We start from the raw sequence: 26525 nt of genomic DNA, 5'->3' as shown, positions 1-26525 counted from the left end.
CACGGAGTACAGAAAATGAAGTTGATAGCCGCCGCAACGCTACTCGCTCTTGTCTCGACCACCGCGCTTGCGGCCGATGCGGTCCCGGTCATTTCGGACGCTCCCGTTGCGGCCGCTCCTGCATTTACCTGGTCCGGTCCGTACTTGGGTATCGATGGCGGCGCGGGATGGCTTAACGGTGACTTCAGCGCCGGTGGTGCCAGCGCTTCCGAGGATTTTAACGGCGGCATCTTCGGCGGTTTTGTGGGTTACAACTTCCAGTTCGATAACATTGTTGTTGGCATCGAGGGCAACCTCGAACACAACTGGAATGAAGAGGAAGCGCTGGGAGCTGACGTTGGGACCGATTGGACCGGCGCTGTTCGTGGTCGTGTCGGCTATGCTTTCGACAAGGCGCTGATCTATGGCGCAGCCGGTTGGACCGCGACGCGCGGTTACGTAGATCTGCCTGGCCTTGACAAGGAAACGGAGACCTTCAACGGCTACACCGTAGGAGCCGGCCTCGACTTCGCGATCACCAACAACATCTTCGCTCGTGGTGAATATCGGTACAACGACTTTGGCGAGAAGGACGTTCTCGGCGTTGACGTCGACCTCGATCAGCACGAACTCAAGTTTGGCATTGGCGTAAAGTTCTAAGAACCGTCGGCCAACCAGCAAGATCGAAGCCCCGCCTATCGTGGTGGGGAATTTTTCCGTAGCTAAGGTCAGTCCAGCTCGTCTGCCCGGCACAGGGCATCCGAGGCGCATTGTGTTGCCCCCACCCGTCGCGAAATAATTGTGGCGCTAGGAAAAAGCCGCAACAATGACATGAGCAGGAACGCTTGCTGGAGCGGAGCTTAGTGCGGCTGAGCTTTAAAATGTTATTGGATGACAGCTGGGTTGACCTCCTAGGCGCCGTGCCCGGCGTGGCAAAGTCGCCCCTCCAAACAATGAGCATACCAGGCAAAGGCGCGTCCGCGCCGGCGCCCGTTCGCGCACGGCTTGACCGGTTAAAAGGGCAGCCGCAGGAGGGTTAGCGGAGCGCCGCTCGGGAACGAGCGGAACCCGGGACCGACTGCCCCCGGTAAGCCGTTCCGTTTGCATGGTACCCGTGGGCTCCCTCGCCTCACCTGCCCGGCCGCGCCAATGAGCGGGCGATATCGACGATGTCGTCGCGCGAGGCGGTTGGATCCTCTTTATTCCAGGCGACACCGAGGCCGATCCGAAAATCGATGCCCCTGACCGCCTTCAGCTCGAAGGCCCGGTTCGGCAGGCCCTCGGTCCATTCCGGCGCAAAGCCGATGCCAAGGCCGGCCGAGACCAGCGACACCAGCGAATAGGTGTCGTCGCAGCTATAGGCGATGTTGCGGGTCAGATCATATTCCTCGAACTTCTCATTGAAGTACCGCTCGGTGTAGGAGAGGTTCTTGCGATTGAAGGCGATGATCCTCTCTGAGCGCAGGTCGTCGATGCCAATCTCCGCCTGTTCCGCCAGTGGGTTGCTCCTCGCCACCGCCAGCAGGTACCGCTCATGGGCGATCGAAGAGAAGCGCAACGAGCCGATGTTTTCCACCGGCCTGATGAAGCCGAGATTGATCTGGCCGTTTTCCAGGCCGCGGATGATGTCGCCGGTATTGCCGCTGGATATATGGATGCGGATATCCGGGTACTTGCGGGCGATCTTTCCAAGGAACGCCGGCAGCACGCCGGTGGTCGCCGGATAGACGGTGCCGATCCTGATCTGCCTTATCGTCTTGCCGGCCACCGCCCTGGTGATCTCGGCACTCAGATCGACCTCGCTGAGGATCCCGACGCAGCGCTCGTGGAAGATCTCCCCTGCCCGCGTCAGTTCCACCCGCCGGGTCGAGCGGATGAACAGCGCACAGCCGAGTTCGCGCTCCAGCGCCTGCACATGGTTGGAGAGCGCTGGCTGGGCGATGCGGACCTTGGCCGCTGCCCTGCCGAAGTGCAGTTCCTCGGCCACCGCGACGAAGTAGGAGAGCTGGCGTAGTTCCATGAGGGGTTCCACGATCGATGCGAGGATTAAGCAAATTATCTGAATTTAAGATAACTGGAAATCAGATATAATCGAAGACCCCATCTTAGACAAGGTGGGTGAACGTGGCGAAGACGCTCGGCACGGAAAGGCATAGAGCGCTGATAGCGCTGCTGGTCGAGAAGCGAGAGGCATCAGGTCTCACGCAGACGGAGCTTGCTGACAAACTTGGCGAATACCAGTCGTTTGTCGCCCGATTGGAGAGCGGCCAACGTCGCGTCGACGTCATCGAGTTCCTCGAGCTGGCAAGAATACTGAATTTTGATCCTTTGGACGCCCTGGGCCGACTTGCTAGGGAGTAGGCCGCCGAATTCTACTGCGCGAGCAGTTGTCTAGGAGATCTACCAGCTGAACCGCGCCTCATTGCACCATGGCGATTATCGGCGGAGCCTGTAGCAAGAGACTGGTCTTGAAGAGCTGCGAACCGCAGACCGTGATGTCATAGTGTCAAAGCTGGTTAGAGCCGCGAGGTGGCTGTCATTACCCAGATCGAACCCATTCGGACGAGCGATGGAACAGTCATATCGCCAGGCCGTTGGCATTGCGAACAACCACGGTCCGCAACCTGGTCGTCGATGAGTTCCGCCAACGCGAATTCATGGACCCACGAACCAGGCGAACACTGCCGTACAATCTTTTCGTACCTCGGGATTACGATCCCGCGCGCTCCTATCCGCTGGTGCTGTTCATGCACGGCGCCGGTGCCACAAGCACCGAGACGGAGGCCACGCTGTTCCAGGGTCTCGGTGCGGTGGCATGGGCGAGCCCTGCCGATCAGATCGCGCGACCCGCCTTCGTGTTCGCGCCTCAATATGGAGAGATCATCGCCGACGACGACTCTAAGATGTCGTCGAGACTGGATACATTACCGTTACCTGTCGGAAGGCCACGAAGTTGATCGGGCTCCGTTCTGCGTCGATCTCCGCAACGGTTCGCGGAACTGCTCTGCATTCCAGGTGCCGTCCCAAAACCGCGCGGCAGTGGCGCCTTCCTTGGAAAGCACGTCAATCATGGCACTTTCGTCGGGCCAAGCCTTGTCATCGTCCTGGGACACGAGGATCCAGAGAATTTATGGGCCAGGGGCTTCACCAGCGCCGGGTCCCATTGTCCGGCGACCGGGAGGGAGGCCGAAAATAGCTCGGGGTATTTGATATCCATTGCCATCGTCATCATGCCGCCACCCGACTGACCCGTAGCGTAGAGGCCCTTGTGGTCGATGGAATATTCGGCTGCGAGGGGCAGCGATAAGATCGATTGCGGTAGGGACGCACGAGAAGCAGAACTGGCGCACCAGGAAAATCGGAAGACCGACGAACGGTGCTCCATGAGCAGGGCAATCTCAACGCTCCTGAGGATCATCCGGTTTGCACCCCGAGCAAACACTTCCTTGCCCCCTCGATGTGGTCCTTGAGTAAACCCGCGGCATCGTCAGTCCGTTTTTCAATGTATGCGCGGGTGATTTTCTCGTGGTCGTCAAGCCAGGATGGCGTCTCATCGATCAGCTTGTCATATTTTATCGAATACATAATGCAATTTCTTCGCAATTCCTCGATCATCGCAACCTGTCGGCGGCGGCCCGCGGGCGCGGATAGAGTTGAATGGAAGAGCCAGTCGCCTTCGTAATATTACTGTGTTGTGGAGAACGTCGGTCGATCACGCCATAGCCGACCATTTAACGTCCGGTCATAGCCGATCTTGAAAACGGCTCTCATGTATTCAGTATTAAATGGGTCGCTTATCTTATAGGGCACCATGACGTCGATGGTAGCCATATGGAACTGGGCACCAACCCGGCGGCAATATTCATAGACCGCGTAAAGCGATTGACGCGTCTGCGACTTCACAAGGATTGAGTACGCCCTTGTGCTAACCGACAACGTCGAATTTGCCGTCACGGCAAACTCGGGCATCAACGCGTTATTCACCAGTAAGTACATGTCGGATCCCCGAGCCCCAGCGGGAACCGGCAGATCGACGTTCGACAATACGGCCTCCGGAACGGTCATGATCTGAGCTGACGGCCCACCATCGGAGTGCAACTCAACGATCGGCCGCCCGTCAACCACCGCGTTAATCCGCACGGCGGGGAAAACGCCCGGAATGCTGGCCGATGCGATCAGGACATTTTGGAAGAGGCCGAGAGCGTCTGGCCGCGGGCTATTCGCTATGGCGCCCATATCCCAAAGAACGGCACGTTGAGTGTCGAGATTTGTCGTCAGGACAAAAAGATTTCGGCCTTTTCGGTATTCGTCAGCAATTTCGGTGAGAAGGAGCTTGTCCACATATCTCTCCACCATCTCCCTCAGGGGCTTCTGAGAATACAGGCTTTCGCCGAGCAGACCGCTGACGATGAATTTTCGGTCGAGCAGTTCCGTCGCGACGCCGCTTGTATAGAGATGTTCGAGGACGAGGTCATACTTCGTTCCCAGGAAAGCGAAGGGGGCGATGAGGGCCCCGGTACTAACGCCGCTCACGAGGTCGAAGGTTGGCCGATCGCCGCGCTCAGACCATGCTTTTAGAACACCGACGGAGAAAGCTCCACCGGCTCCGCCGCCTGAGATCGCCAAGTATTGTCGAGGGACCCGGGATTCAGTCCTCTGAAAGCGTTTCCTGATCGCTGAATCGATCTCGCCATCCAACGGGGCGCGGATGTTTTCAAACCCCGCGATTTCCGCCTGACGTGCATCGACCTCCTGAAAGACTGGTCGCGCCGTGGTGCAACCGATCAAAAGGCAAACAAGCCCAGCAAGGGTCATGCGCGTCAGTGGAACCGCGGTTAGATGAGGGATCCTCGCCAGAAAACGCATCGGACGCTCCAAGGGCTATTCGGCGGCGTGCCTGTTATCTTCTTGGAGCCTTGTTTTCAGCCAGTTCAGAACATCATCCAGAAATGTAAAGACGACGGGGATGACAAGAAGGCTTAGGAATGTCGAGGTGACCAGTCCTCCGATCACGACGATACCCATGGGTTGGCGGAAGCTTGGGTCACCGGAAACAAGACTGAGTGCTGCCGGAAGCATGCCGCCGGCCATGGCAATGGTTGTCATGATGATGGGTCGCGCTCGCTTGTGGCAGGCGTCCACGAGCGCGTCGTAACGAGACATTCCGGCACGGCGCGCCTCGATTGCGTACTCGACAAGGAGAATGGAGTTTTTCGATACGATACCCATCAGGAGAAGAAGGCCGATAACCGCTGGCATGGAGAAGCTGGTGCCAGTCAAAACGAGTGGCAAGAGGGCGCCGCCAAGTGCCAGCGGCAGTGCCATCAAGATTGTCACCGGCTGAAGGAAATCATGGAAGAGAAGGACCAGAACGGCGTAAATGCAGAAGATGCCGATCGCCATCGACGTACCAAAGCTGGTGAACAGCTCGCTCTGACGCTTGAGCTCGCCCTGTTCAACGAATTTCACACCCTGTGGCAGGTTCTGATAGCTGGGCAATCGCGCGGCCTCTGCCGTCACGTCGGAAAGGTTTCTGCCGTTCAATTCGACTGTCAAAGAGACGTTTCGTGACCGGTCCAGCCGATCTATCCGGCTTGGGCTGGATCCAAGAGAGATATCGGCGATGGCACCCAGCGCGACATTACCCTCTTTTCCCTCGACAGGAATGAGCGATATGGCGTCGAGCGACTGTCGATTTGCCGTATCGAGCATGACCCGAATGGCGACCTGGCGCTCCGGCAGGTTGAGCTTGGACAAAGCGGTGTCGTAGGCACCGGCCGTTGCAACGCGAATAGCCTCGGCGATGGCCTTGGACGTGACACCCAGGGATGCTGCTTCCGCCAAGTCAGGTTTGATCGTGACTTCAGGCGTTTGCATGGCAGCCGATGACGTAACGTTACCGATGCCCGAAAGAGTACGCAGATCGGCCTCGAGGTTTGCCGCGGCCTTTTCAAGAAGCTCGGAATTGTCGCCTGCCAGCGTCAGGGTGAGTTGCGTGCCATTGCCGCCGGAACCGATTTCCAGGCGAACGCCGGGCAGCTGTTCCAATGCCTTGCGCAAATCGGCTTCGATTTGTGACTGCTTGACATCTCTGTCATCGATCGGCGTGAGATTGACGACGAGCGTCGCGCTGTTGGTGCTCGCATTTGACGTGCCGTTCATCCCTCCCGTGGAGGCCGTGCCCGTCGCCTGAAAGACCGACGTGACATGGTCAACGCCAGCAATGATCGCCGATGCCTTGCGCGCGGCCTCATCGGTCGCTTCGATCGTCGATCCATATGGCGTTGTTAGGCTAACTTGGGTCTGCCCATCGTCGGATGCCGGGAAAAAGCCCGTGGACAGATGAGATAGAAGCAGTGCCGTGAATGCGAGAAACCCGACTGTTCCGAGTATTGGTATCCAGCGGCGGCGGAGTGCGCCTTTCACGAGCCAAAGATAGCATCTCATGATGCGACCGTCTTCTTCGTGCGCCTTGCCGCTGGCTTTCATCATATAAGCCGCCATCATCGGCGTTACCAACCGTGCGACCAAGAGAGAAGTCAGAACGGCAACGGAAGCCGTGATGCCGAACTGTTTGAAGATGATGCCGGGAATTCCACCCATGAATGCCGTGGGTAGGAACACGGCAACCAGTGTAAACGTGGTGGCGATGACCGCCATACCGATTTCGTCTGCCGCTTCCATCGCCGCGTCGAATGGGTTTTTGCCCATGTTGAGGTGTCGCTCGATATTTTCGATCTCGACGATCGCGTCATCTACGAGAATGCCGACCACCAACGAGATTGCCAACAGCGTGATGGTGTTCAGCGAATAGCCGAGCATATACATCACGAGAAACGTGGGAATGATCGATAGGGGCAATGCCACCGCAGCCAGAAGCGTCGCCCGCCAATCGCGAAGAAACAACCAGACAACGAAGACAGCGATCAACGCCCCCTCGTAGACCATATGCATCGACGATTCATAGTTCTGCTCGGTCGGCACGATGGTGTTGTAAGCCTCTTCAATCGTCACTTCGGGATGGGCCGCGGCGAATACCTTCATGGCGTCACGGACTTTGTCAGTGACCGCCGTATCCGAATAACCTTTCGACCGTTTGATCTGAGCGGCAATGACCGGCTTGCCATTCAGATAAGCGAGCGAGGTTAGATCGCTGTGTGAATCGGTCACCGTTCCGAGTTCATCCAAGCCAACCCAGCTGCCTTCCGGCAAGGGGATCGCCATCGCACCAAGTTGCTCGGCGCTCTTTACGGCAGCCAATGTGCGCACGGACTGGCTTTCGCCGCCAATTCTACCTTTGCCACCCGACAGGTCGGATTGTACCGCTTCAACCTGGCTGTTGACGTCGTTTACGGTCAATCCCAAGCCGTCGAGCAGGTTTGCGTTCAGCTCCACCCTGATTTCCCGGTCGACCCCTCCCAGGCGGCCGACTTCGCCAACCCCGTCCACCGCCATCAGCGCACGTGACATGTCGTTATCGATGAACCAAGAAAGTTCAGCCGAATCCAGCTTATCCGAACGCACGACGTAGGTGATCAAGGGCGAAGAGTTTAGCGACTGTTTCGTAACGGTCGGCGCATTCATCTCTTCCGGCAGCTCATCCTGCGCCTGGTCGACAGCACTTTTAACCTCATCGAGGGCTTCTTGGGTGTCCTTTCCGACTTCGAATGCCACCGAGATGCTGACCGAACCGTCCGTTATCGTCGTGGTAACGGAATCCAGCTTGGTGAGGCCCGTCAGCTCATCCTCGATCTTGCGCGCGACCTCCGTTTCAAGCTGAGATGCGGCTGCTCCATCGAGCGACGCGCTGATCTCGATCGTTGGAAGGTCCATGTCGGGGAAATTTTGGATATCGAGACGGTTGAAGGCCCATAGCCCGCAGGCCGTCAACAAAATGAAAAGCAGAATTGGCGGAACGGGATTGCGAATGGACCAGGAGGAAAAATTCATTTCGCCTCCTCGTTCTTCGCTGACTGAGCGTCTTCCGACACTCTTACAACCGAACCGTCAGCCAGGAAGGCGCCGCCGGATGTCACGACCTTGTCGACCTTGTCTATCCCCGAGACGATTTCGACACGATCGTCTTGGCGCCGGCCCGTTTCGACGCGCTTGCGCGCCACGGTGAGCTTTTCAGTCTCCTTCAGGATGAAAACGTAAGAAAATCCGTCCTTGAGGGTCACCGCGGTCTCAGGCACGGTCAGAGCGTCTTTCTGGTCGAACTCAAAATAGCCACTCGCCAGAATGCCCGTCTTGGGTGCTGGCATTCCCTGGTCCGGCTGCAAGGTCACGTAAACAGTCACGCGACCATTGTCTGTCGAGGTCGTCGGCGAAACCAACCTCACCTCGCCGACGATGTCACCGACCGGCGTCTTTATGACGGCTTTGGTCCCTTCCTTGACATCGGCCAGCCGTTTGACCGGCAACTCGGCCTTCCATTCGACTCTGTTTTGCCGGATCAGCTTGAACAGCTGATCACCGGCATTCACAACGTTTCCAAGAGATGCGGAGCGTTCGGAAATAACCCCGTCGTCTACCGCGTAAACCTTCGTGCGCTCCAAGGTCAGTTGGGCAGAGGCAAGTGCTGCCTTGGCAGATAAGACGTCGGCTTTCGCTTTCCGCTCGGAAATCAGATATTCCGTCGTCTGCTGCTTGGACAACGCACCTGAGCCGGTCAATCCACGAGCGCGTTCAGCGTCCGCGACTGCCTGGTCGAGAGCCGCTTCCTGCTTTTCAACGGTGGCCTGCTGTTGTTCCAGTTCCGCTTGAGAGGTCTCGGCGTCGAACTGGACGAGCAGATCGCCTTTTTTTACCGCGGTGCCCACATCCGCTCTAACATCGGAGATCTTTAGGCCGCTGACCTCGGCCGCGATGACCGCCTCGTGCCAGGCGGCAAGGCGACCACTCGCGGGTATCGTCACGGGCCACTCCAGGGTCCGCGGAGCGGCGACGGCAACGGTCAAGGCAGCTGCTTGAGCGGTACTCTGTTCGGTGTCCTCGCTACGCGCAAGATAGGGCGTTAACGCGACCGTCGTCGCGACCAGGATGAAAGCAAATCTACGCATCAGTGGGTTCCATTGGCAGAGGCAATTGGCGCGCCAGCCGGGGCAGCCCAGCCGCCGCCGAGAGACTTGTAGAGGGCGATCCAATACTGGACCGCGTCGCGCCTGATTTCGATGAGGGTGATGGCGGCGGACTGTGCCGAACGACGGGCCTCCTCCCGGTCGAGGATACTGGCGCCACCGGATTTCCAGTTCTCATCGACCGAGCGGAAGTAGCTTTGATAATTGTCAGCGGCGGTCTTTGCATCGCCGATACGCTTCAGAGCCGTGTTGACACGAATAAGAGCTGTCTCCACGTCGGCGACGGCCGTCAAGACGCCGGACTTGTAACTTGCGACAGCAACATCGTAATCCGCAACTGCGCTTCTGACGGCAGCCCTTTTCGTCCCGCCATCAAACAGCGGTATCGACAATGCGGGCCCAAATGACCACGGAACCGATCTGCCGGTTACGGTGGACTGGCTGATTGAGATGGATCCACTCAAGCTGAGACTGGGATAGAGGTCGGCCTTCGCAGCGCCGACATCTGAAATCGTTGCCGCGACTTCCGCTTCCAGCGCGTTGATGTCGGGCCTTTGTCGCAAAACATCCGCCGGTACAGAGACGATCCGCAACGATGACGGCTGTGGAATGCGACTTTTACCGTGATCCAGCAATGTTTTGATCACCAACTCATCGGTGGCCGTCAGTTGGACCAATGACTTGACGATGATTTCGCAGTCCCCGCGCTGGGCCGTCAGATTGGAAGAGGATGTCGCAGCGCTCGCTCGGGAGAGCGCCAGATCGGCTGTTGATGTAAAGCCGGACTGCGCCGATTTTTCAGTCGCGAGTATCGTTTCTCTCTGCGACGCAAGCTCATCACGGTAAAGCTGTTCCAACTGACGACAGGCGCGATATTGGACATAGTAATCACCGACCTCGGCAGCGACCGAAATCCGCGCGTCATGCCACGACCAGACCTTGCCCTGGGCTCGTAAGGCCGCGGCCTGTGTCTCTTTCTTGGTCTTGCCGAACAAATCGAGTTCCCAGGCGGCGTCGAGACCGCCACTCCTGTTCGTTCCAGCCACGATTTTGTTGAGGTCGTCCCCGGTGTTAGCCTCGCGCGTTGCCGAGGCGGACCCGTCCAGCGACGGGAAGAGGCCAGCCCTTGCGCTATCGAGCGTCGCACGCGCCTTGTCAATGTTGGCGACAGCTTCCTGAACCGTGGGATTTTCCCGTTCAGCCAGCGTCAGTAACTCCGTCAGCGAAGGATCTTTAAAGCTTGCCCACCACGCGACGAGCTCGGGGGAGCGACCTCCGTGCGGCAGTGTCGCGTGCCAATAGGGCGCCACGACAGACCTCGAAGGTTTGAGTGCGCCAAGACTGGTACAACCGCTGAGTACCGCCAAAATGGGGAGGATGGAAACTGAGGAGAAAACTATGCGCATGAAATCCCGGCTGCCCTGAAGCTGTCGGCCGCACTATAGGGATCGCGATGTTAATGTCGGTCAAGAACGTGTTAAGTTAGGTAAAACTGCTGTATTCCCCGCCTGCTAGCCTTAAGCTGCACCCATCGAATTGACGGGTGCAATTACATGACCAACGTGCTTTTGATCGATGATGATATCGAGCTTACGAATTTGCTCGGCGAATACCTGACCGAGGAGGGTTTCGTTGTCGAGACAACCGCGGATGGTAGGATCGGTGTTGCCGAAGCGATGTCGCCTTCAACCGATATCGTCGTTCTGGATATCATGATGCCCCGCATGAGCGGCATTGAGGTCTTGCGGAAAATTCGACAGGTAAGCGACGTGCCCGTGTTGATGCTGACGGCTCGTGGAGATGATGTCGACCGCATTTCCGGTCTCAATCTCGGGGCGGATGATTACGTCCTTGTTCACCGGGCGAGCTTGCGGCACGGATCCGTGCGATCTGCCTTGGCTTGGCGATCACACGTCGGGCGGCAGAATGGCACGGTGGTTCGGCAACCGCGCAAAACAAGGCGACTGGGGGTCTGAGTGTGGCCAACACTCTTCCAGCTTTAGGGCTACATCGAGCAACGGCGCTAGCTTCCTAGCGTCGACGGGTGACGTTCGACCGGACGTCGCGCATCGCATTCGAGATGCCAATCAATGCTGCTTAACGCGGGGTGGGGCGTGATCTGATCGACCGAGGCGGTCGTCCCTTGCTCTGACAACGGCGGGCGTCAAGGTTCTTTGCGGCGGCGCGCATCACCTACCGGATCAAGCCGGCCGCCACAAAACGCAGAATACCTGCGTATGCCGCGGGCAGTTGACATCTGTTGCCGGTGCCAGCCCCAGCTGTTCCAGTTCGTGCAGAATAGCGACCGAGAGTGAGAATTGGGCGTTCATAATGATCGCGCCTCCACTCGGGCTCGATAGAGGATGACCCGACCGGTCGGTATGATCTGTGAGAGGAAATCGAAGTCGCGGACATTGCCAGTCAGCACGCTCGCACCCAGCTGCCGTGCCTGCAAGAAGACCATGGCGTCATTGACGAAGCGGCGCTCATGTCGCTCCCCCTTTGGCAGGCTGCTCAGACGAAAGAGCAGACCCGCCAACACGCCGGCATGTCCCCAGATGGCTGCATCTGGGGCGTGAAGTCGGTGTTCCGGAATGTCATCGACCGTCGCCGCGATTGTGTCGAGGACCGCCTTTGTTGAGGCGTGCCCGGGGTCCAGTCGGCCGAAGGCATGGGTCAACTCAGACAGGCAGACCGCCGAATGGTGGCATAGTCGATACGTAATCAGCCTATCGACCTCCACCGGCGAGCGCCCTTGAAGCACATCCAGATAGACGCTGGTGTCCAGGAACAGAGGCCCTCCAATTGCCGGTTCGTCAGCAACCCAGGGAAGATCTTCGTCGGGCCTGCGCTCGAGCGACCCGACGTGCTTCTGGGGTTTTAGTGATCGGAGGGCTTCAGAGAGATCAAATCCCAAGATCGATATCCGTCGGGATGCGGCCCTTGCGGCCCACCAGGCGCGAGCCGAAGTCGTCTTCGAGAGCCAGCCGTGAAAGCGCCAATTCCAGCAGCTCGGTGTCGGAGGTAACATGGGCCCGCTTCTTAGCTGCCTCGATCAGCTCCGAAGGCACTCGCCCCGACAAGCGGGTATTCTTCGCCGTGCCAAGGAGACCGACGGCCTTCGCTTGCTCGAGCACGAGCTTGTTGCGGGCTAACGCGACCTTCGCTTCGCGTTCCGCCGCACTTTGTGGTTGGGTGCCCATGAGATGCTCCTGCGTTGAACAGAATATAGATTGCGTTGAACGGGAAGGCAAGCTTCCATAGCGGTCGGCAGGTTGCGATCCAGGCGTTCTCGGCAAATCATCATGGCAATGACGACGGGGACATTGGTGGATCCTCGCCGTCGTCTCGACGGCTGCGAGTTTGGAGCTCCAGGGAGCCGGGCGTTTCGAGGAACGCGAACGCCTCGTCGCCGGAAGTCGCCTCGGCTCCGTAGTAGCCGGCATCGCGGATCATCTCCGAGATGTCGATCAAAATCAGCGGGTCGACGACCATCGAAGCATCGGCGAACACCCGTTCGGCCTTGAAACGGTCGGCGGCATTCTGCGTGGTTAACCTTTTGTGACCCAGGTCAGTGGGGGAAGTCAGCGGGGTTAGCGACAAGGGAACTGCCGTCGACGAGGGCATTGCGGAAAAGGATTTTGCGGCGTTGCAATAGATCATGACGCAGTGCAATATAACCGTCATGAACTCGTGCAATTGGGCGCCGTGCGATGAGGATCTGCATCTATAAGTCGGACAGAGCGCCTGAGCTTACCCTCATGCTGCGAGAGGGTTTGCCCTTTCCTCTTGATGCTGACGTCGACAAATGGACCAAAATCAAGGTCGTAACCGACAGGGAAATGAGAGCAGATCTTTTGATTGAGATCAGCGGTGCGGGATACCTGTTAGTTCGACTTGGCGCCATTCGCCGCCATTAGGCAATAGCGCGGCCATTGCCGTCGCGTTGTCGCGCCACCTCGTGGCATCCAAATTGCAAATAGGATCCCGAGCTGCAGGGCACGTGGTCGGGACGTGCTCGACAATGACCGCGCCTCGGAAAGAACCCACGGAACCATCGCAACATTGGCCAACGCAGCTCAGGGCGCTCCGACATCAGGTCGTAGAGCGCCCTCACGCTTTCGATACCATGGCCGGAGATTGAAAGGCTCTATGATACAGGGTAATTCTGTGATCAGCAGTGGAGAATCCGAGCCGGTAAAGCAGGATCCGGGTGCTGAGTTGCACCGAACGAGCTAGAGCCTTTAAGACCGGTTGCGAAGTATCGCCAAATTAGCCTCCTGAGATCAATAATGCAGTTCAAGCGCAATGAAATTCACGAGCTGTCGATCTTTCTCGCGATAGTCCAATACCGTAGTTTTCGCAAAGCGGCGGATCACCTAGAAGTAACAGCTTCCGCCCTGAGCCACAGCATGAAGGCGCTTGAGCAAAGGCTGGGCGTGCGCCTCCTTAATCGAACCAGCCGCAGCGTTGCACCAACCGCCGCCGGAACAGCCCTCGCCGAGAAGATCTCTGCCGGGCTCGAGCTTATCAACTCCGGATTGGAGGACTTGAACGGACATTATCAAGGTGGCGCCGGCAGCATTCGCATCAATGTTCTGAAAGATGCCGCCGTTCTGCTTTTGCGGCCAGCCATTCCGGTGTTCCAGCAACGCTTCCCGAATGTCGAGCTTGAGGTCGCCGTGGATGACCAGTTCATCGATGTCACCGCGGACGGGTTCGATGCCGGTATCCGGTACAGCGGCACCATCCCGGAAGACATGATCGCAGTTCCTCTCACTCCTCCTTTAAAGTGGGTCGCGGTTGCTGCTCCTGATTATCTCAGAAGTCATGGTCGCCCTGTCATGCCGGAGGACCTCAATTCCCACCACTGCATCCGGATACGGACGGGCCGCGGCCAGATCTACAAGTGGGAATTCGAACGCGGCGATGACCGGCGCGAGATCGACGTTCCCGGAGCGCTGATATCAGGCGAAACCGATCTTGCCATCAATGCGGCTCTGGAAGGCGCCGGGTTGTGCTATTGCCTGGAACGGTTGGCAAGCCCCTACGTTTCCGCAGGCCGCCTGGAAGTCGTCCTTCCCAAATGGGCGTCGATGGGCCCGCCGTTTTCGATGTATTATTCCAGCCGGCGGCAGCTTCCCTTCGGCGTCGACGCGCTGATCAAGATCGTTCGCGGCTTGAACGGATTTTAGCGACTGTTTCAAATCGATGAGCCTGATTCATCGGTACAGTGATTTCCACTCTATTGATTCATCGCTCTCCCGCGTTTGTACCGCTTCCATCGAACCTTCATCAGGAAGCGGACACATCACATGAGCAAGCGGATCATCTTTACCGGCGGTAGCGGCAAGGCCGGCCGCCATGCGGTTCCATATCTGGTGGGGAAAGGACACAAGGTCCGCAACCTCGACCTCGTTCCCTTGAACTGCCCCGGCGTGCAGACGTTGATCACCGATCTCAGCGATAGCGGCCAGACCTTCAACGCCTTGTCGATGCATTTCAGCGGCGAGGATCTGCAGGCGCCGGGCGGACCGGCCAAGGTCGATGCCGTCGTGCATTTCGCCGCTATACCGAGCCTGCTGCTCAAGCCCGACAACCAGACTTTTTTGGTCAATGCGGCCTCGACCTACAACGTCATCGAAGCGGCGGTGAAGCTCGGTATTCCCAAGGTGATCATCGCGTCGAGCGAAACCACGTACGGCGTCTGTTTTGCCGAGGGCGACAAGGATTTCCATTCGTTTCCGCTCGAAGAAGACTATGACATCGACCCGATGGACAGCTATGGGCTCTCCAAGGTCGTCAACGAGAAGACGGCCCGCGCCTTTGCGATGCGCAGCGGCATCGACATCTACGCCCTGCGGATCGCCAACGTCATCGAACCGCATGAATATGAGCGTTTTCCGGGCTTTCTTGCCGATCCGCCATCGCGCAAGCGCAACGCCTGGAGCTACATCGATGCCCGCGATCTCGGGCAGATCGTCGATCTTTGCCTGCGGGCTGACGGCCTCGGTTTCCAGGTCTTCAATGCCGTCAACGACACGATCACGGCAAGCGAGCCAACGCGGGATTTCCTCGGCAAATGGGCGCCGAACACGCCGATCCTCCGGGAGCTCGGCGAATTCGAAGCGCCGCTCTCGAACCGGAAGATCCGGGAGGTTCTCGGTTTCAAGGAAGAACACAACTGGCGAAAATACGTTACCGGCGCATGATGCCGCGAGGCGCATTTCCGGCACCGCCGATCAACAACTTTGAGGAAAGACCATGAAGACCACAAGACTTGGCAAGACAGGGCTTGAAGTCAGCCGCATCTGCTTCGGCTGCATGTCCTTTGGCAAGCAGACCGACGAACGCCCGTGGGTTCTGGGGCTCGAAGAGGCGCGGCCACTTTATAAGCGCGCATGGGACGCCGGCATCAATTTCTTCGATACGGCCAATGTCTATGCGCAGGGCACCAGCGAAGAGATCACCGGCGTCCTGCTCAAGGAACTGGCGCCCCGCCAGGAGATCGTGCTGGCGACCAAGGTCTTCGGCCGCATGCGTCCCGGGCCGAACGGCCAGGGTCTTTCCCGCGCCGCGATCCTTAGCGAGATCGACAACAGCCTGCGCCGCCTCGGCACCGACTATGTCGATCTCTACCAGATCCACCGCTTCGACCCGTTCACCCCGGTCGAAGAAACCATGCAGGCGCTGAACGACGTCGTGCGCGCCGGCAAGGCCCGCTATATCGGCGCATCCTCGATGTGGGCCTGGCAGTTTTCCAAGCTCCAGCATGCAGCCGAGGTCAACGGCTGGACGAAGTTCGTTTCGATGCAGAACCAGGTCAGCCTCACCTATCGCGAGGAAGAACGCGAAATGCTGCCGCTCTGCAGCGATCAGGGTATCGCCGTCCTTCCTTGGAGCCCCCTTGCCGGCGGCAAGCTGACCCGTCCCTGGGGCACCGAGACCAAGCGCGCCACCACCGACCGCTACAACAAGAGCATGTATGAGAAGACCGGCGATCGGGACGTCGTCGAGGCCGTCGAAGCCGTCGCCAAGGCGCGCAAGACGTCCATGGCGCAGGTCGCGATGGCCTGGGTGCTGCAGAAGCCGGTCGTTACCTCGCCGATCGTCGGCGTCAGCAAGATGAGCCATCTCGAGGATGCGATCGCTGCGGTCGGCTTCGAACTCACCGGTGATGACGTCAAGGCGCTCGAAGCCCCCTACAAATCGCTGCACGTCGCCGGGTTCTGACGACAACGCCGCGCGGCTTTTCAGAGACGCAAACGACATTGTAGCATTTTGCTGCATTACGGCGGTTGGTGCCCGTTTGGGACGTGTGAAGGCAGTTCGCTGCTCGTTCATTCACCGCCGTCGACATCGAAATGACAGCCGCCATTGATGCCGCGGTTGTGTTCAAAGAGGAGGAAAAAATGGATTATCGCAAGCTCGGTCCCAGCGGGACCGTCGTCACCGCCTATTGCCTCGGCACCATGACCTTCGGCGCGGAGGCCGACGAGGCCGCCTCGCACAAGCTGCTCGACGATTATTTCGCCTGGGGCGGCAATTTCATCGATACCGCCGATGTCTACAGCGCCGGCAAGTCGGAAGAGATCATCGGACGCTGGCTGAAGGCCCGCCCGACCGAGGCCCGCCAAGCGATCGTCGCCACCAAGGGACGCTTTCCGATGGGCAACGGACCCAATGATATCGGCCTGTCGCGTCGGCATCTTAGCCAGGCGCTCGACGATTCGCTCCGCCGCCTCGACCTCGAGCAGATCGACCTCTACCAGATGCATGCCTGGGACGCGCTGACGCCGATCGAAGAGACGCTGCGTTTCCTCGATGATGCGGTATCCTCCGGCAAGATCGGCTATTACGGCTTCTCCAATTATGTCGGCTGGCACATTGCCAAGGCCTCGGAGATCGCCAAGGCGCGCGGCTATACCCGTCCGGTGACGCTGCAGCCGCAATATAACCTGCTGGTGCGCGACATCGAACTCGAGATCGTCGCGGCCTGCCAGGATGCCGGCATGGGTCTGTTGCCGTGGTCACCGCTCGGCGGCGGCTGGCTGACCGGCAAGTACAAGCGCGACGAGATGCCGACCGGCGCCACCCGCCTCGGTGAAAACCCCAATCGCGGCGGCGAATCCTATGCGCCGCGCAATGCGCTGGAGAGAACCTGGGCGATCATCGCTGTCGTCGAAGAGATCGCCAAGGTGCATGGTGTCAGCATGGCGCAGGTGGCGCTCGCCTGGACGGCGGCGCAGCCGGCGATCACCTCCGTGATCCTAGGCGCCCGCACACCGGAACAGCTCGCCGACAATCTCGGCGCCATGAAGCTCAAACTCTCCGACGACGAGATGGCAAGACTGAACGAGGTGAGCGCGCCTCAGCCACTCGACTATCCCTACGGCAAGGGCGGCATCAACCAGCGCCATCGCAAGATCGAGGGTGGGCGGTAGTTCGTGGACTGGGACGGTGGCCGAGCCGCCGTCCGGTTCGCCTCGTCACGGCGCTTTTCTCATCGGTCGTCCGCGGGCATTTCGATGGAACTCCATCTCGCCGTGACCTTTGTCGGGGTTGTTGTCCTCGGCATACGCTGGCGCGGATCGCGTTGCATGAAGGCAAGGCACCGCTGGTTGCGCTTCCCACCTGGGGCCTCATGCCGCTCTGCGTGATCGGCATCGCGGCCTTTCTCGTCGAAGGCGCCGGGATCGACTGGTCGGCGATCTATATGCGCGATGTGTTTTCGGTCGAGCCCTTCATTGGCGGACTGGGATTGACGCTCTTTATCTTCTGCATGGCGCTGGCGCGCCTGTTCGTCGATCCGCTGGTCGATCGGTTTGGCGCGCGCCCCGTCGCCACGATGTTGCTTGTTCTTTCGGCCATCGGCATCTGCGCCGTGTCGGCGGCGCCGCATCCCTATGTCGCGCTGGCGGGCTTTGCCTTGATGGGCGCCGGCTGCACGCGGTCTATCCTCTCGCTGTCTCGGCGGCCGCCCAACGCACAGATCGCCGGCGCTCCGGGCTGCCGGCGGAGGTAGCGCTGCTGCTGCTCGGCGCCGTTTCATCGCCATCAGAGTTTCTGTTGCTCTATCGCGCTGAAGCGCAATGCCCTTCCATCGGCTTCAGCCAAAGCGTCCATTTCCTTTTCGAGCACATCTCGATCGTCGACGCCGCGCAACAGGCGACCAGCAAGCACATCGAAACGGCCGGCGGCGATGTCCGCGATAAGAAGTGCAGCTCGAGAAGGGTGGATATCGATGCCATCGTCGAAGAGCTGCTGGATGGCGGGCAGATAAGTTTTGCCTGCCTCCGAAAACAACTGCTTTTCCGTCATGTCGGTGCGTACGAGCCCCGGGTCGACGGCAAAGGCGCGTACGCCATGAGCGATCGTCGTATCATTGAGACACTCGGTCAGCCGCATGATCGCTGCTTTACTCGATGCGTATCCAGAACCGTGCGGGAAACTGTTGCCCGTCCCTCCGCCAACGAGATTGATGATCCGGCCTCTGCCGCGCGCCAACATGGTCGAACAAGCCGTGCGGGAGGTGTGAAACGTCCCTTGCAAGTTGATCTCCACATCCCGCCACCAGGCAACAGGATCACACTCCCATATTGGTCCGAAAGCCTGGAAGGAACCGTGATTGTTGACTAACGTATCAACCGGACCGAACTCAGATGCGATCCGGACAAAAGCGTTTTCGACGGCGCTGTATTGGGTGACGTCGGTCGTCACAGCGATCGCTTGCCCGCCCTCATCTTCGATCAGCGAGACTGTTTCCTCGATCTCAGTGGCGGTTCGCGCAAGCACTGCGACCTTGGCGCCTTCTCGCGCCTGCCAAAGGGCGATCTCCCGACCGATTCCTCTACCGCCACCGGTGACGACCGCTACACTGTGCTTAAGCCGGGTCATTTTATGCTCCTATGTTTTGCAGCACTATCAGATAAACCCTTGCTAGTTTCAAGATAGATGATAACGTTTCAACTAAATTGAGTGCGAATGGCAAAGTCAACGTTTGGGAGGATGTGACATGACCAACAGCAGTGGATTCACGCATGAGATACGTCGCCGCACCCTGCTTGCGGGTGCGGGAGGTGCCGCATTGATGGCGTTGGCGGGCAGCGCCAAAGCGCAGGATATCGTCAGTGGCGAACTTGTGGTGCTGAATTGGCTCGGCGGTTCCGAGCTCGACATGATGCATAAGATCCAGACTGCATTTACCGCGAAATATCCGAAAGTGACGATCAGGGAAGTTGCCATTACCGGCCAAGGAGACATGCGCGGTGGCATCCGCACGGCACTCATGGGCGGCGAAGTGGTCGATGTTCTCTACAACACCTGGCCGGCCTTCCGGAAGGAATTGCTCGATGCCGGCATGCTGCGGCCGATCGACGACCAATGGAAGTCCTTCGGCTGGGACAGGCTCATCAGCCAATCCTGGAAGGATCTCGGCGCTATAGCCGGCAAGACCTATGGCCTGACCTACACCTTCGGCGACCGCTCCGGCATCTGGTACAAGAAGGAGCACCTTGCCAAGGCGGGCATCACCGAGCCGCCGAGGAGCTGGGACGAGTTCGTCGCCAGCTTTGCGAAGCTTACGAAAGCTGGGTTCGCGGCTCCGGTCGCTATTCCCGGCAAATACTGGGCGCATGCCGAATGGTTTGAAACGCTGCTGCTGAGAACGGCAGGCGTCGAGACGGCTTCGAAGCTAGGCGCGCACGAAATTTCGTGGACCGATCCGGCCGTGAAGAATGCGCTTACAAAATATGCCGAAATGTTGACCGCGGGCTGCTGCGGAGCGCCGAACAGCATGCTCGCCAACGACTGGGACGGGGAAGCCGACCAAATCTTCCAGGCGAATGCCAAAAATTACCTGCTGATCGGCATGTGGATGAATAACCGCGCCAAGAACGACTACAAACTCACCGAAGGTAAGGATTACGGTCTCTTCCAGTTCCCCGCCCTCGGGATGGGTCATGACGACACGTCGAGCGTCGATACTAAGGAACTGCTCGTCACGGCAAACGGCCCCAATCCGAAGGCAGCAGACGCCTTCCTCGATTTCTGGACAAGCGCCGAGGCCGCCAACATTCTTGCCAAGAACGGCTATGCGTCACCAAGCAGCAATACCGACACGTCGCTCTATGGCGAGACGCAGAAGGTGGCGACATCAGCGGTCGCAAGCTCGAAGCTGCAATTCGTGCTCGGAGATCTCTTGCCCGGCGATCTCGTCGATGAATATCGGGTGCAACTGCAGAAATTTCTCCAGGATCCCTCGGCTGCCAATATCGATACCGTCCTTGCGGCAATCGAAACCAAGGCCCAGGGATCCTACTGATGGCCGGCACCTCCGCTTCCCCGGCGCGGGAGGCGGCGGGCGTGACGCAGGTTTCCCCGCTGGCGGTCAGCATTCAAGGCAGTCGGCGTCTGCTCAGGGACACGCCCGCCGCATTGATCCTGATCGCACCCGTCATCGTGCTCTTTGCCGTCGCCGTCGTCTATCCGCTGGTGGAGACTATCCGCTTGAGCTTCTGGGACATACAGGGCCTGCGGAAGCCTTCCTTCATCGGCTTCGGCAATTATGTGCGGCTGTTTTCGGACGCCGCCTTTCGCAGCACGCTGCTAACGACCCTGATCTTCACGATCGGGACGACGGTGATTTCCGTCTCGATTGGCTGGGCTCTGGCAATGACGTGCGCGTTCGCGCCACGACAGACGCTGCCGTTCCGCGTGATGATCTTTGCCGCCTTCGGTATTTCGGAGGCAGTTTCGGGCTACATGTGGATCGGCATCTACAGGGCCGATGCCGGCGGCCTGCTCAATTCGCTGATTCAGCTTTTCGGGTTTTCCGGCTTCTCGCATGCTTGGCTCGGTGACGCCAATACCGCACTGTGGGCGCTCATCATAGCCGCATCGTGGAGCGGCGTGGGCTTGCCCTTAATGCTGATCTTCGCCGCCATCCAGGCAATCCCGAAATCCGTGCTCGAGGCAGCCTATATGGACGGCGCCAAGCCGCTCTCGACCATGCGCCATATCATGATGCCGCTGTCGATGCCCGGCGTGCGTGTCGCGGTTTTCATCAATCTTCTGGGTTCGCTGCGCGCCTTCGACATCATCTACATCCTGACGGGCGGCGGACCGGTGCGCTCAACCGAGACGGTCGGCTATTTCATGTACCGGGAATCCATGACCCAGTTCAAACTGGGCTATGGCGCCGCCGCGACCGTCATCCTGCTGCTGGCCGTGCTCATCGTCTCGATCCCCGCCATCATCCAGCGAACGGCAGGTGCGAAATGATCGGCAAGGCTCCCCGCTGGATTGTCATCTTCGTCGGCATCATCGCTTGCATCTGGGTCATCCCAATCGTCGGTATCGTTGTTACCTCCCTGCGTCCTCCCGAGGGCGTCTCGCTTGGCTGGTGGCACTTCGAGCGCTTCGATCTGACCTTCGACGCGTGGCACCGCGTCTGGGACAAATATCCGCTGTCCCAATCCATGTGGGTGACGATGAAAACAGCGGGGATCGCGACGGCGCTGACGATGCTTTTGACGCCGGCGGCGGCCTACGCCTTTCATTTCCTCAATTTCCCGTTCCGCCGCATCTTGCTGATCATCATCATCAACGCATTCGTGTTGCCGCAGCAGGTTGTCATCATTCCGCTCTTCACGCTGTGGCGCGATCTCGGGCTGATCGACAACATTCTCTCCGTTCTCATTCCCTATGTCGGGATGTCCTTTGCTTGGTCGATCTTCCTCGTCAAAAATTTCTTCGAGGATTTCCCGCGCGAACTAGTGGAAGCCGCCAAGATTGACGGCTGCGGACCGATTGCGACTTTCCGTCATGTGGTACTGCCGAACAGCCTGTCGCCGATCTTCGCCGTCGGAATCCTGCAGTTCCTCTGGACCTGGAACGCCCTGCTGCTGCCGATGCTTTTCCTGCGCAACGACATACCCCTGCCCGTGCTGCTTGCCCGCATCTCCGGCAGCTACGAGATCAATTGGGACTTGCGCTCGGTGGCGGCGATCATCACGACAATCGTTCCCCTCCTCGTCTTTCTTGTCTTCCAACGTCAGTTCGCCGCCGGCTCTCAAACCCGCACCGGCGCAAAGGAATAGGACCATGCCGAACACCACAAACAAGCCGTTGCGCTACCGCCAGATCCATCTCGACTTCCATACGTCGGAACATATTCCCGGCATCGGCGCCGACTTCGATCCGGATATCTTCGTTTCAACGCTGAAGGCGGCGCATGTCGACTCGATTACGATCTTCGCCAAGTGCCATCACGGCTGGTCCTACTATCCGACCAAGGTCGGCAAGCCGCATCCGCGGCTGGCCCGCCCGGACCTCCTCGGCGACATGGTGAAGGCGCTGTCGGCAGCCGATATCGAAAGCCCGATCTATATATCGGTACAATGGGACGAGCTGACGGCGCGCGAACATCCCGAATGGCGCGCCATGACCGCGTCGAACCAATACCACCACGACCGTCCGGACGACCCTTCGGCGGGTAAGCAGCTCAGCCCGGCGTGGCATACGCTCTGCCTCAACCATGCCGGCCTACGGAAATACATTCTCGACCAGGCGCGCGAAGTCGCGCAAAGCTATCCCACGCAGGGTCTGTTCTTCGATATCATCCTCACGCCGGATTGTGTCTGCCCGGCTTGCATCGAGCGCATGCAGTGCGAGGGTCTCGATCCGGAAAATTCGGCGGACCGGCTGAAGAACGACGAGGCCGTCAACGAACAGTTCCGCCGCGAAACGAGCGAGGCGCTGTTTAAGGAGTTCCCCAATCTTCGCGTCTTCTACAATTGCGGACATATCCACAAGCAGGGCCCGAAGCGCTTTTCCACCTATTCTCATCTCGAGCTCGAAAGCCTGCCGACCGGCGGTTGGGGTTACGATCACTTTCCGTCCAGCGCGCGCTACGCGGCAACGCTCGGCATGGATTTCCTGGCTCATACAGGCAAGTTCCACACTTCGTGGGGCGAGTTCGGCGGTTTCAAGCACCCTGACGCACTGGAATATGAATGTGCGCAGATGATCGCGCTCGGATCGAAGTGCCTGGTGGGCGACCAGCTGCATCCGAACGGCGCCATCAATCCTGATACCTATGCCTCGATCGCGCCGGCCTATCGACGCGTCGAAAAGCTGGAGCCGTTTCTGCATGGAGCCAAGCAGGTCTCCGAGATCGCCATATTGTCGGCCGAGCATATGAACCCCAAGGGCGCGCGCAACCATCCGAGCGACGATGGCGCGGCACAGATGCTGCAGGAACTGAAGCGGCCCTTCGACGTGCTCGACCGTTCCGCTCGTTTCGAGGAATACCGGCTGCTGATCCTGCCGGACGAAATCCCGGTCGATGCCGCGCTTGCGTCGCGGCTGAAAGCCTATCTCGCCAGTGGCGGCAAGATCATCGCCTCCTGGCATTCGGGCATCGGGGATGATGGTGCGTTTGCCGTCGATTTCGGCATCGAGCGGCAGCCAACGCCAGTCGCGTTCAAACCGAGCTATGTGAAGGCAGGCAAGGACCTTGATCCGTCCATGCCGGAAACGGCTTTCGTTTTCTACGATGAAGCCGAAACCGTCCGCCCGGTCGACGCAACGGTGCTGGCCGCTATCTACCCCTCCTACTTCAACCGGTCTTACAAACATTTCTGCTCGCACCAGCATGCTCCGGACGATACAGCCGCTGAGATGCTTGGCGCTGCCGTGACCGAGCATGGGGGCACCGCTTATATCGCCTACCCGATCTTTCGGCTTTACCGGGCCATCGGTCAGCCGCTCTATAAATATGTTGTTCGCGGGCTTCTCGATCGTCTCGTTCCCGATCCGGCGATGGTTACCGATCTTCCCTCATCCGGCCGGGCAACGCTGACCCGACAGATTGGGCACAATCGCCACATCCTGCATCTTCTCTACGGACCGCCGCAGATCCGCGGCAAGGATGTTCGTGGCGATGACGGCTCGACACGGGTGATGGAAATGATCGAGGACATCCCGGCGATCGGCCCGGTTAACGCCAGCGTGCGGTTGCCGGCAAAGCCGAAGCGGGTTTTCGATGCCATGACCGGAGAGGATCTGGCCTGGGAAGCCGGCCCAGACGGCGCCATCAGCATCACGGTACCACGACTGCGCATCCATAGTGCCGTGGTCTTCGAAGGCGCGTGATGAGGATCGACGCCTTCCATGCGTCAGACTTCGCACCGCCGCTCTCAATGCTGGTGAGCGGCCAGGCGCCGGGCTATACGAGGGAGATGGACGCGAAAACGCGTCACAATCCGATGAATAACTGCAGGAGCCCGCTTGAAATGCATGAAACGGATCGGACGGCCGGAAGGCGGCGGGGAGCCACGATCATCGACGTTGCCAGGGTGGCGGACGTCGCTGTCGGCACCGTGTCGCGCTATCTCAACGGCGAGACGGTCCGTCGCTCGAACCGCGAGCAGATCGAGCGGGCGATCCAGGAGCTCGGCTACCGGCGAAATGCGGCGGCTGCGTCTATCCGTACCGATCTAACCCATATGATCGGCTTTCTGGTCCCGACCTTCGATGAGTTTCATGCCCGCATGCTGGAGCACCTGGCCACTTCGGTCCGCTCGACTGGTCGCGCGCTCCTGACCTATTGCCATGGCGGCGATCCGCGCGTTGTTGCTGAAGCGCTGGACTTTTTCGCCGCGCAGCGCGTCGATGCGCTGATCATGGATGGTACGGCCGAAGTCTATGACCGGGTGGACGACCTGATCGAACATGACGTGCCGATCATCTTCTACAATAACGACGTGCGTGGGCTCGCGGCTGACCGGGTGATGGTCGAAAACCACCGCGCGAGCTACCGCCTAATCAGTCATTTGATCGATCTCGGCCATACGCGCATCGGCATGCTGACGGGTGACCCGCGCAATTCGTCGGGCATCGAACGCCTGGCCGGATACGAGCAGGCGCTGCGTGAGCGGGGCATCGTCGTGGATGCTTCCCTGGCAGTGCGCGGCAACTGGCGCATGGATGGCGGCTACGAGGCGACCAAGCGACTGATGTCGCTGGAGCGCCCACCCACAGCTATCTTCTCCGCCAATTACGGCATGGCGGTCGGGGCACTCAGCTGGCTGAAGGAGAACGGCCGTCACGTGCCCGACGATATCTCGCTGGCGAGCTTCGACGACGTAGCGGTCTTCCGGCTCTACGAAGCTGGCATTACCGCGGTCGCCCAGCCGGTCGCCGGCATTGCGGAAAAGATCACGGACATTCTCGTGGAACGCCTGACGGAATCCTCGAGCGGCGCGACGCACAGCATCGTTCTCGAATGCGACATCATCCTGCGAGGCTCGACGCGACGGATCACCTGACGCGCTCTGCTTGCCAAGCGGTCAAAGGGAGGAAATTTTGGCCAGCGTAGAATTGCAGAATATCGACAAAACCTATGGGAGCTTTGAGGCGATCGGCAATCTCAATCTGAGCGTCGACGATGGCTCGTTCACGGTGTTCGTCGGCCCTTCCGGCTGTGGAAAATCGACGCTGCTACGGATGATCGCCGGCCTCGAAAAGATCACGGCAGGCGACCTCAAGATCGACGGGCGGCGGATGAACGAAGCCGATCCGATCGAGCGCGGCGTGGCCATGGTTTTCCAGAACTACGCGCTCTACCCGCATATGACCGTCGAGCAGAATATCGGCTTCTCGCTACGCATGGCGGGCCTTGGAAAGGCCGAGATCCAGCGCAGCGTTGCCGTTGCGGCGGCAACACTGCAGATAGAACCGCTGATGAAGCGCAAGCCGGCGCAACTCTCCGGTGGTCAGCGTCAGCGTGTCGCCATCGGCCGGGCGATCGTGCGCAATCCCGCCGTCTTCCTGTTCGACGAGCCGCTGTCGAACCTCGACGCTGAACTCAGGGTGTCCATGCGTGTCGAGATCGCGAAACTGCACCGGCGCATCGGCGCAACGATGATCTATGTCACCCATGACCAGACGGAAGCGATGACGCTGGCCGACAAGATCGTCGTCATGCGAGCAGGCAAGATCGAGCAGACAGGGACACCGGATACGCTCTATGCCGACCCCGACAACCTCTTCGTCGCCGGTTTCATCGGCTCCCCGCGGATGAATTTCCTGGATGGCACGCTGGACCCCAATGGCGTTGTCAGGCTCGATTGCGGCGCTGTCTTCAAGACGGGCCTTTTGCACGGCGAAGGCGACATCTTGATCAAGGCCGGCATTCGGCCCGAGCACTTCACCGGACACGACGATGCCGGCGGCGCAATTGACCTCAAGGTCGACGTGGTGGAAAATCTCGGCGGCACCCGTTTCATCTATGGCACGCTGAGTTCCGGGCAGGCCGTCATCATCGAGGACCGCTCCGAGACCATCCGCCGCCCCGGGGAAAGCGTCACCGCCGGCTTCCCCGCACGAAGGGCCCTGCTCTTCGGTGGGGACGGTGAGCGCATCCGCGGGGCGCGCCCGGCAAACACCCTTCCGGCGGGGTAG

Annotated in this window: 21 protein-coding genes and 5 pseudogenes; 15 read left to right on the top strand and 11 right to left on the bottom strand. The window is 59.4% G+C overall.

Going from position 1 to position 26525, the window contains the following annotated elements:
• The first annotated feature begins 15 nt into the window (after nt 1-15).
• Nucleotides 16-639, top strand: coding sequence for an outer membrane protein (locus tag AC25BC_RS32045; protein WP_003554784.1), 624 nt, complete (start codon nt 16-18; stop codon nt 637-639).
• Between the two features lie 469 nt (nt 640-1108).
• Here the strand turns inward: AC25BC_RS32045 and AC25BC_RS32040 are convergent, their stop codons facing one another.
• Nucleotides 1109-1999 carry a LysR family transcriptional regulator gene (locus AC25BC_RS32040; protein WP_017997292.1) on the bottom strand — a complete coding sequence of 297 codons (891 nt, stop codon included), beginning with the start codon at nt 1997-1999 and terminating at the stop codon, nt 1109-1111.
• A 98-nt stretch (nt 2000-2097) separates the two neighbouring features.
• Here AC25BC_RS32040 and AC25BC_RS32035 point away from each other — a divergent pair, with 98 nt between their 5' ends.
• Nucleotides 2098-2340 (top strand): helix-turn-helix domain-containing protein, encoded by a 243-nt coding sequence (locus tag AC25BC_RS32035; protein WP_017997293.1) that lies wholly within the window; start codon nt 2098-2100, stop codon nt 2338-2340.
• Nucleotides 2341-2576: 236 nt separating this feature from the next.
• Nucleotides 2577-2903: pseudogene (locus AC25BC_RS32030) on the top strand (hypothetical protein); the annotation flags it as partial.
• Here the strand turns inward: AC25BC_RS32030 and AC25BC_RS32025 are convergent.
• The 6 genes and pseudogenes from AC25BC_RS32025 to AC25BC_RS32000 all read right to left on the bottom strand — a co-directional run.
• Nucleotides 2902-3274 (bottom strand): annotated as a pseudogene (locus AC25BC_RS32025) (prolyl oligopeptidase family serine peptidase); the annotation flags it as partial. The pseudogenes AC25BC_RS32030 and AC25BC_RS32025 sit on opposite strands and share 2 nt — an antisense overlap.
• A 119-nt stretch (nt 3275-3393) precedes the next feature.
• A pseudogene (locus AC25BC_RS32020) lies at nt 3394-3651 on the bottom strand (FCD domain-containing protein); the annotation flags it as partial.
• A gap of 12 nt (nt 3652-3663) precedes the next feature.
• Nucleotides 3664-4845, bottom strand: coding sequence for a patatin-like phospholipase family protein (locus AC25BC_RS32015; RefSeq protein WP_017997296.1), 1182 nt, complete (start codon nt 4843-4845; stop codon nt 3664-3666).
• A 15-nt stretch (nt 4846-4860) separates the two neighbouring features.
• Entirely contained in the window at nt 4861-7929 is a 3069-nt protein-coding gene (locus AC25BC_RS32010; RefSeq protein WP_128440374.1) for an efflux RND transporter permease subunit, read from the bottom strand.
• The gene (locus AC25BC_RS32005; RefSeq protein WP_017997298.1) at nt 7926-9041 is read right to left on the bottom strand and encodes an efflux RND transporter periplasmic adaptor subunit; all 1116 of its coding nucleotides are present in this window, start codon (nt 9039-9041) and stop codon (nt 7926-7928) included. The genes AC25BC_RS32010 and AC25BC_RS32005 overlap by 4 nt, the downstream gene beginning before the upstream one ends.
• Nucleotides 9041-10369: an efflux transporter outer membrane subunit gene (locus AC25BC_RS32000; RefSeq protein WP_245459924.1), complete on the bottom strand. Its 1329-nt coding sequence runs from the start codon at nt 10367-10369 to the stop codon at nt 9041-9043. The genes AC25BC_RS32005 and AC25BC_RS32000 overlap by 1 nt, the downstream gene beginning before the upstream one ends.
• Nucleotides 10370-10612: 243 nt before the next feature.
• On the opposite strand from AC25BC_RS32000, the pseudogene AC25BC_RS31995 reads away from it, so the two are divergent.
• Nucleotides 10613-11007: pseudogene (locus tag AC25BC_RS31995) on the top strand (response regulator); the annotation flags it as partial.
• A gap of 378 nt (nt 11008-11385) precedes the next feature.
• Here AC25BC_RS31995 and AC25BC_RS31990 read toward each other — a convergent pair.
• The 3 genes from AC25BC_RS31990 to AC25BC_RS31980 form a co-directional block, all read right to left on the bottom strand.
• Nucleotides 11386-11976 (bottom strand): type II toxin-antitoxin system VapC family toxin, encoded by a 591-nt coding sequence (locus tag AC25BC_RS31990; RefSeq protein ID WP_017997300.1) that lies wholly within the window; start codon nt 11974-11976, stop codon nt 11386-11388.
• A complete protein-coding gene (locus AC25BC_RS31985; protein ID WP_003554796.1) occupies nt 11966-12262 on the bottom strand; it encodes a hypothetical protein in 297 nt (98 codons plus the stop codon). Before AC25BC_RS31985 ends, AC25BC_RS31990 begins: the two co-directional genes overlap by 11 nt.
• A gap of 100 nt (nt 12263-12362) precedes the next feature.
• Nucleotides 12363-12746, bottom strand: a complete 384-nt coding sequence (locus AC25BC_RS31980; protein WP_017997302.1) for a hypothetical protein — start codon at nt 12744-12746, stop codon at nt 12363-12365.
• 605 nt (nt 12747-13351) lie between these two features.
• On the opposite strand from AC25BC_RS31980, the gene AC25BC_RS31975 reads away from it, so the two are divergent.
• The 5 genes and pseudogenes from AC25BC_RS31975 to AC25BC_RS31955 all read left to right on the top strand — a co-directional run.
• Entirely contained in the window at nt 13352-14254 is a 903-nt protein-coding gene (locus AC25BC_RS31975; RefSeq protein WP_012760372.1) for a LysR family transcriptional regulator, read from the top strand.
• 120 nt (nt 14255-14374) lie between these two features.
• Nucleotides 14375-15271, top strand: a complete 897-nt coding sequence (locus AC25BC_RS31970; RefSeq protein WP_003554799.1) for an NAD-dependent epimerase/dehydratase family protein — start codon at nt 14375-14377, stop codon at nt 15269-15271.
• A gap of 52 nt (nt 15272-15323) precedes the next feature.
• Nucleotides 15324-16292: an aldo/keto reductase gene (locus tag AC25BC_RS31965; protein ID WP_003554800.1), complete on the top strand. Its 969-nt coding sequence runs from the start codon at nt 15324-15326 to the stop codon at nt 16290-16292.
• Between the two features lie 179 nt (nt 16293-16471).
• The gene (locus AC25BC_RS31960) at nt 16472-17503 is read left to right on the top strand and encodes an aldo/keto reductase (protein WP_017997305.1); all 1032 of its coding nucleotides are present in this window, start codon (nt 16472-16474) and stop codon (nt 17501-17503) included.
• A gap of 44 nt (nt 17504-17547) precedes the next feature.
• Nucleotides 17548-18056, top strand: a pseudogene (locus tag AC25BC_RS31955) (MFS transporter); the annotation flags it as partial.
• Nucleotides 18057-18116: 60 nt separating this feature from the next.
• Here AC25BC_RS31955 and AC25BC_RS31950 read toward each other — a convergent pair.
• The gene (locus AC25BC_RS31950) at nt 18117-18956 is read right to left on the bottom strand and encodes an SDR family NAD(P)-dependent oxidoreductase (RefSeq protein ID WP_012760375.1); all 840 of its coding nucleotides are present in this window, start codon (nt 18954-18956) and stop codon (nt 18117-18119) included.
• A 118-nt stretch (nt 18957-19074) separates the two neighbouring features.
• On the opposite strand from AC25BC_RS31950, the gene AC25BC_RS31945 reads away from it, so the two are divergent.
• The 6 genes from AC25BC_RS31945 to AC25BC_RS31920 all read left to right on the top strand — a co-directional run bounded on the left by AC25BC_RS31945 (nt 19075) and on the right by AC25BC_RS31920 (nt 26525).
• Nucleotides 19075-20382 carry an extracellular solute-binding protein gene (locus AC25BC_RS31945; RefSeq protein WP_017997306.1) on the top strand — a complete coding sequence of 436 codons (1308 nt, stop codon included), beginning with the start codon at nt 19075-19077 and terminating at the stop codon, nt 20380-20382.
• Nucleotides 20382-21341 (top strand): carbohydrate ABC transporter permease, encoded by a 960-nt coding sequence (locus AC25BC_RS31940; protein ID WP_017997307.1) that lies wholly within the window; start codon nt 20382-20384, stop codon nt 21339-21341. The genes AC25BC_RS31945 and AC25BC_RS31940 overlap by 1 nt, the downstream gene beginning before the upstream one ends.
• The gene (locus tag AC25BC_RS31935; RefSeq protein WP_003554805.1) at nt 21338-22159 is read left to right on the top strand and encodes a carbohydrate ABC transporter permease; all 822 of its coding nucleotides are present in this window, start codon (nt 21338-21340) and stop codon (nt 22157-22159) included. Before AC25BC_RS31940 ends, AC25BC_RS31935 begins: the two co-directional genes overlap by 4 nt.
• A 4-nt stretch (nt 22160-22163) precedes the next feature.
• Nucleotides 22164-24215 carry a beta-galactosidase trimerization domain-containing protein gene (locus AC25BC_RS31930; RefSeq protein ID WP_128439545.1) on the top strand — a complete coding sequence of 684 codons (2052 nt, stop codon included), beginning with the start codon at nt 22164-22166 and terminating at the stop codon, nt 24213-24215.
• Between the two features lie 140 nt (nt 24216-24355).
• Nucleotides 24356-25390 (top strand): LacI family DNA-binding transcriptional regulator, encoded by a 1035-nt coding sequence (locus AC25BC_RS31925; RefSeq protein WP_003554807.1) that lies wholly within the window; start codon nt 24356-24358, stop codon nt 25388-25390.
• Nucleotides 25391-25427: 37 nt separating this feature from the next.
• Nucleotides 25428-26525, top strand: a complete 1098-nt coding sequence (locus AC25BC_RS31920; RefSeq protein WP_012760380.1) for an ABC transporter ATP-binding protein — start codon at nt 25428-25430, stop codon at nt 26523-26525.

This window comes from Rhizobium sp. WSM409, assembly GCF_057653825.1.
Note: the sequence above shows the minus strand (reverse complement) of the source record. Positions and strands in the feature narration are given on the sequence as shown.

Coding starts and splice junctions, on each gene's coding strand:
- AC25BC_RS31980 (WP_017997302.1), bottom strand. CDS start 12,746: ATGACGGTTATATTGCACTGCGTCATGATCTATTGCAACGCCGCAAAA.
- AC25BC_RS32005 (WP_017997298.1), bottom strand. CDS start 9,041: ATGCGTAGATTTGCTTTCATCCTGGTCGCGACGACGGTCGCGTTAACG.
- AC25BC_RS31945 (WP_017997306.1), top strand. CDS start 19,075: ATGACCAACAGCAGTGGATTCACGCATGAGATACGTCGCCGCACCCTG.
- AC25BC_RS32040 (WP_017997292.1), bottom strand. CDS start 1,999: ATGGAACTACGCCAGCTCTCCTACTTCGTCGCGGTGGCCGAGGAACTG.
- AC25BC_RS31930 (WP_128439545.1), top strand. CDS start 22,164: ATGCCGAACACCACAAACAAGCCGTTGCGCTACCGCCAGATCCATCTC.
- AC25BC_RS31935 (WP_003554805.1), top strand. CDS start 21,338: ATGATCGGCAAGGCTCCCCGCTGGATTGTCATCTTCGTCGGCATCATC.
- AC25BC_RS31970 (WP_003554799.1), top strand. CDS start 14,375: ATGAGCAAGCGGATCATCTTTACCGGCGGTAGCGGCAAGGCCGGCCGC.
- AC25BC_RS31950 (WP_012760375.1), bottom strand. CDS start 18,956: ATGACCCGGCTTAAGCACAGTGTAGCGGTCGTCACCGGTGGCGGTAGA.
- AC25BC_RS31960 (WP_017997305.1), top strand. CDS start 16,472: ATGGATTATCGCAAGCTCGGTCCCAGCGGGACCGTCGTCACCGCCTAT.
- AC25BC_RS31965 (WP_003554800.1), top strand. CDS start 15,324: ATGAAGACCACAAGACTTGGCAAGACAGGGCTTGAAGTCAGCCGCATC.
- AC25BC_RS31985 (WP_003554796.1), bottom strand. CDS start 12,262: ATGGGCACCCAACCACAAAGTGCGGCGGAACGCGAAGCGAAGGTCGCG.
- AC25BC_RS31975 (WP_012760372.1), top strand. CDS start 13,352: ATGCAGTTCAAGCGCAATGAAATTCACGAGCTGTCGATCTTTCTCGCG.
- AC25BC_RS31925 (WP_003554807.1), top strand. CDS start 24,356: ATGCATGAAACGGATCGGACGGCCGGAAGGCGGCGGGGAGCCACGATC.
- AC25BC_RS32015 (WP_017997296.1), bottom strand. CDS start 4,845: ATGCGTTTTCTGGCGAGGATCCCTCATCTAACCGCGGTTCCACTGACG.
- AC25BC_RS32010 (WP_128440374.1), bottom strand. CDS start 7,929: ATGAATTTTTCCTCCTGGTCCATTCGCAATCCCGTTCCGCCAATTCTG.
- AC25BC_RS32045 (WP_003554784.1), top strand. CDS start 16: ATGAAGTTGATAGCCGCCGCAACGCTACTCGCTCTTGTCTCGACCACC.
- AC25BC_RS31940 (WP_017997307.1), top strand. CDS start 20,382: ATGGCCGGCACCTCCGCTTCCCCGGCGCGGGAGGCGGCGGGCGTGACG.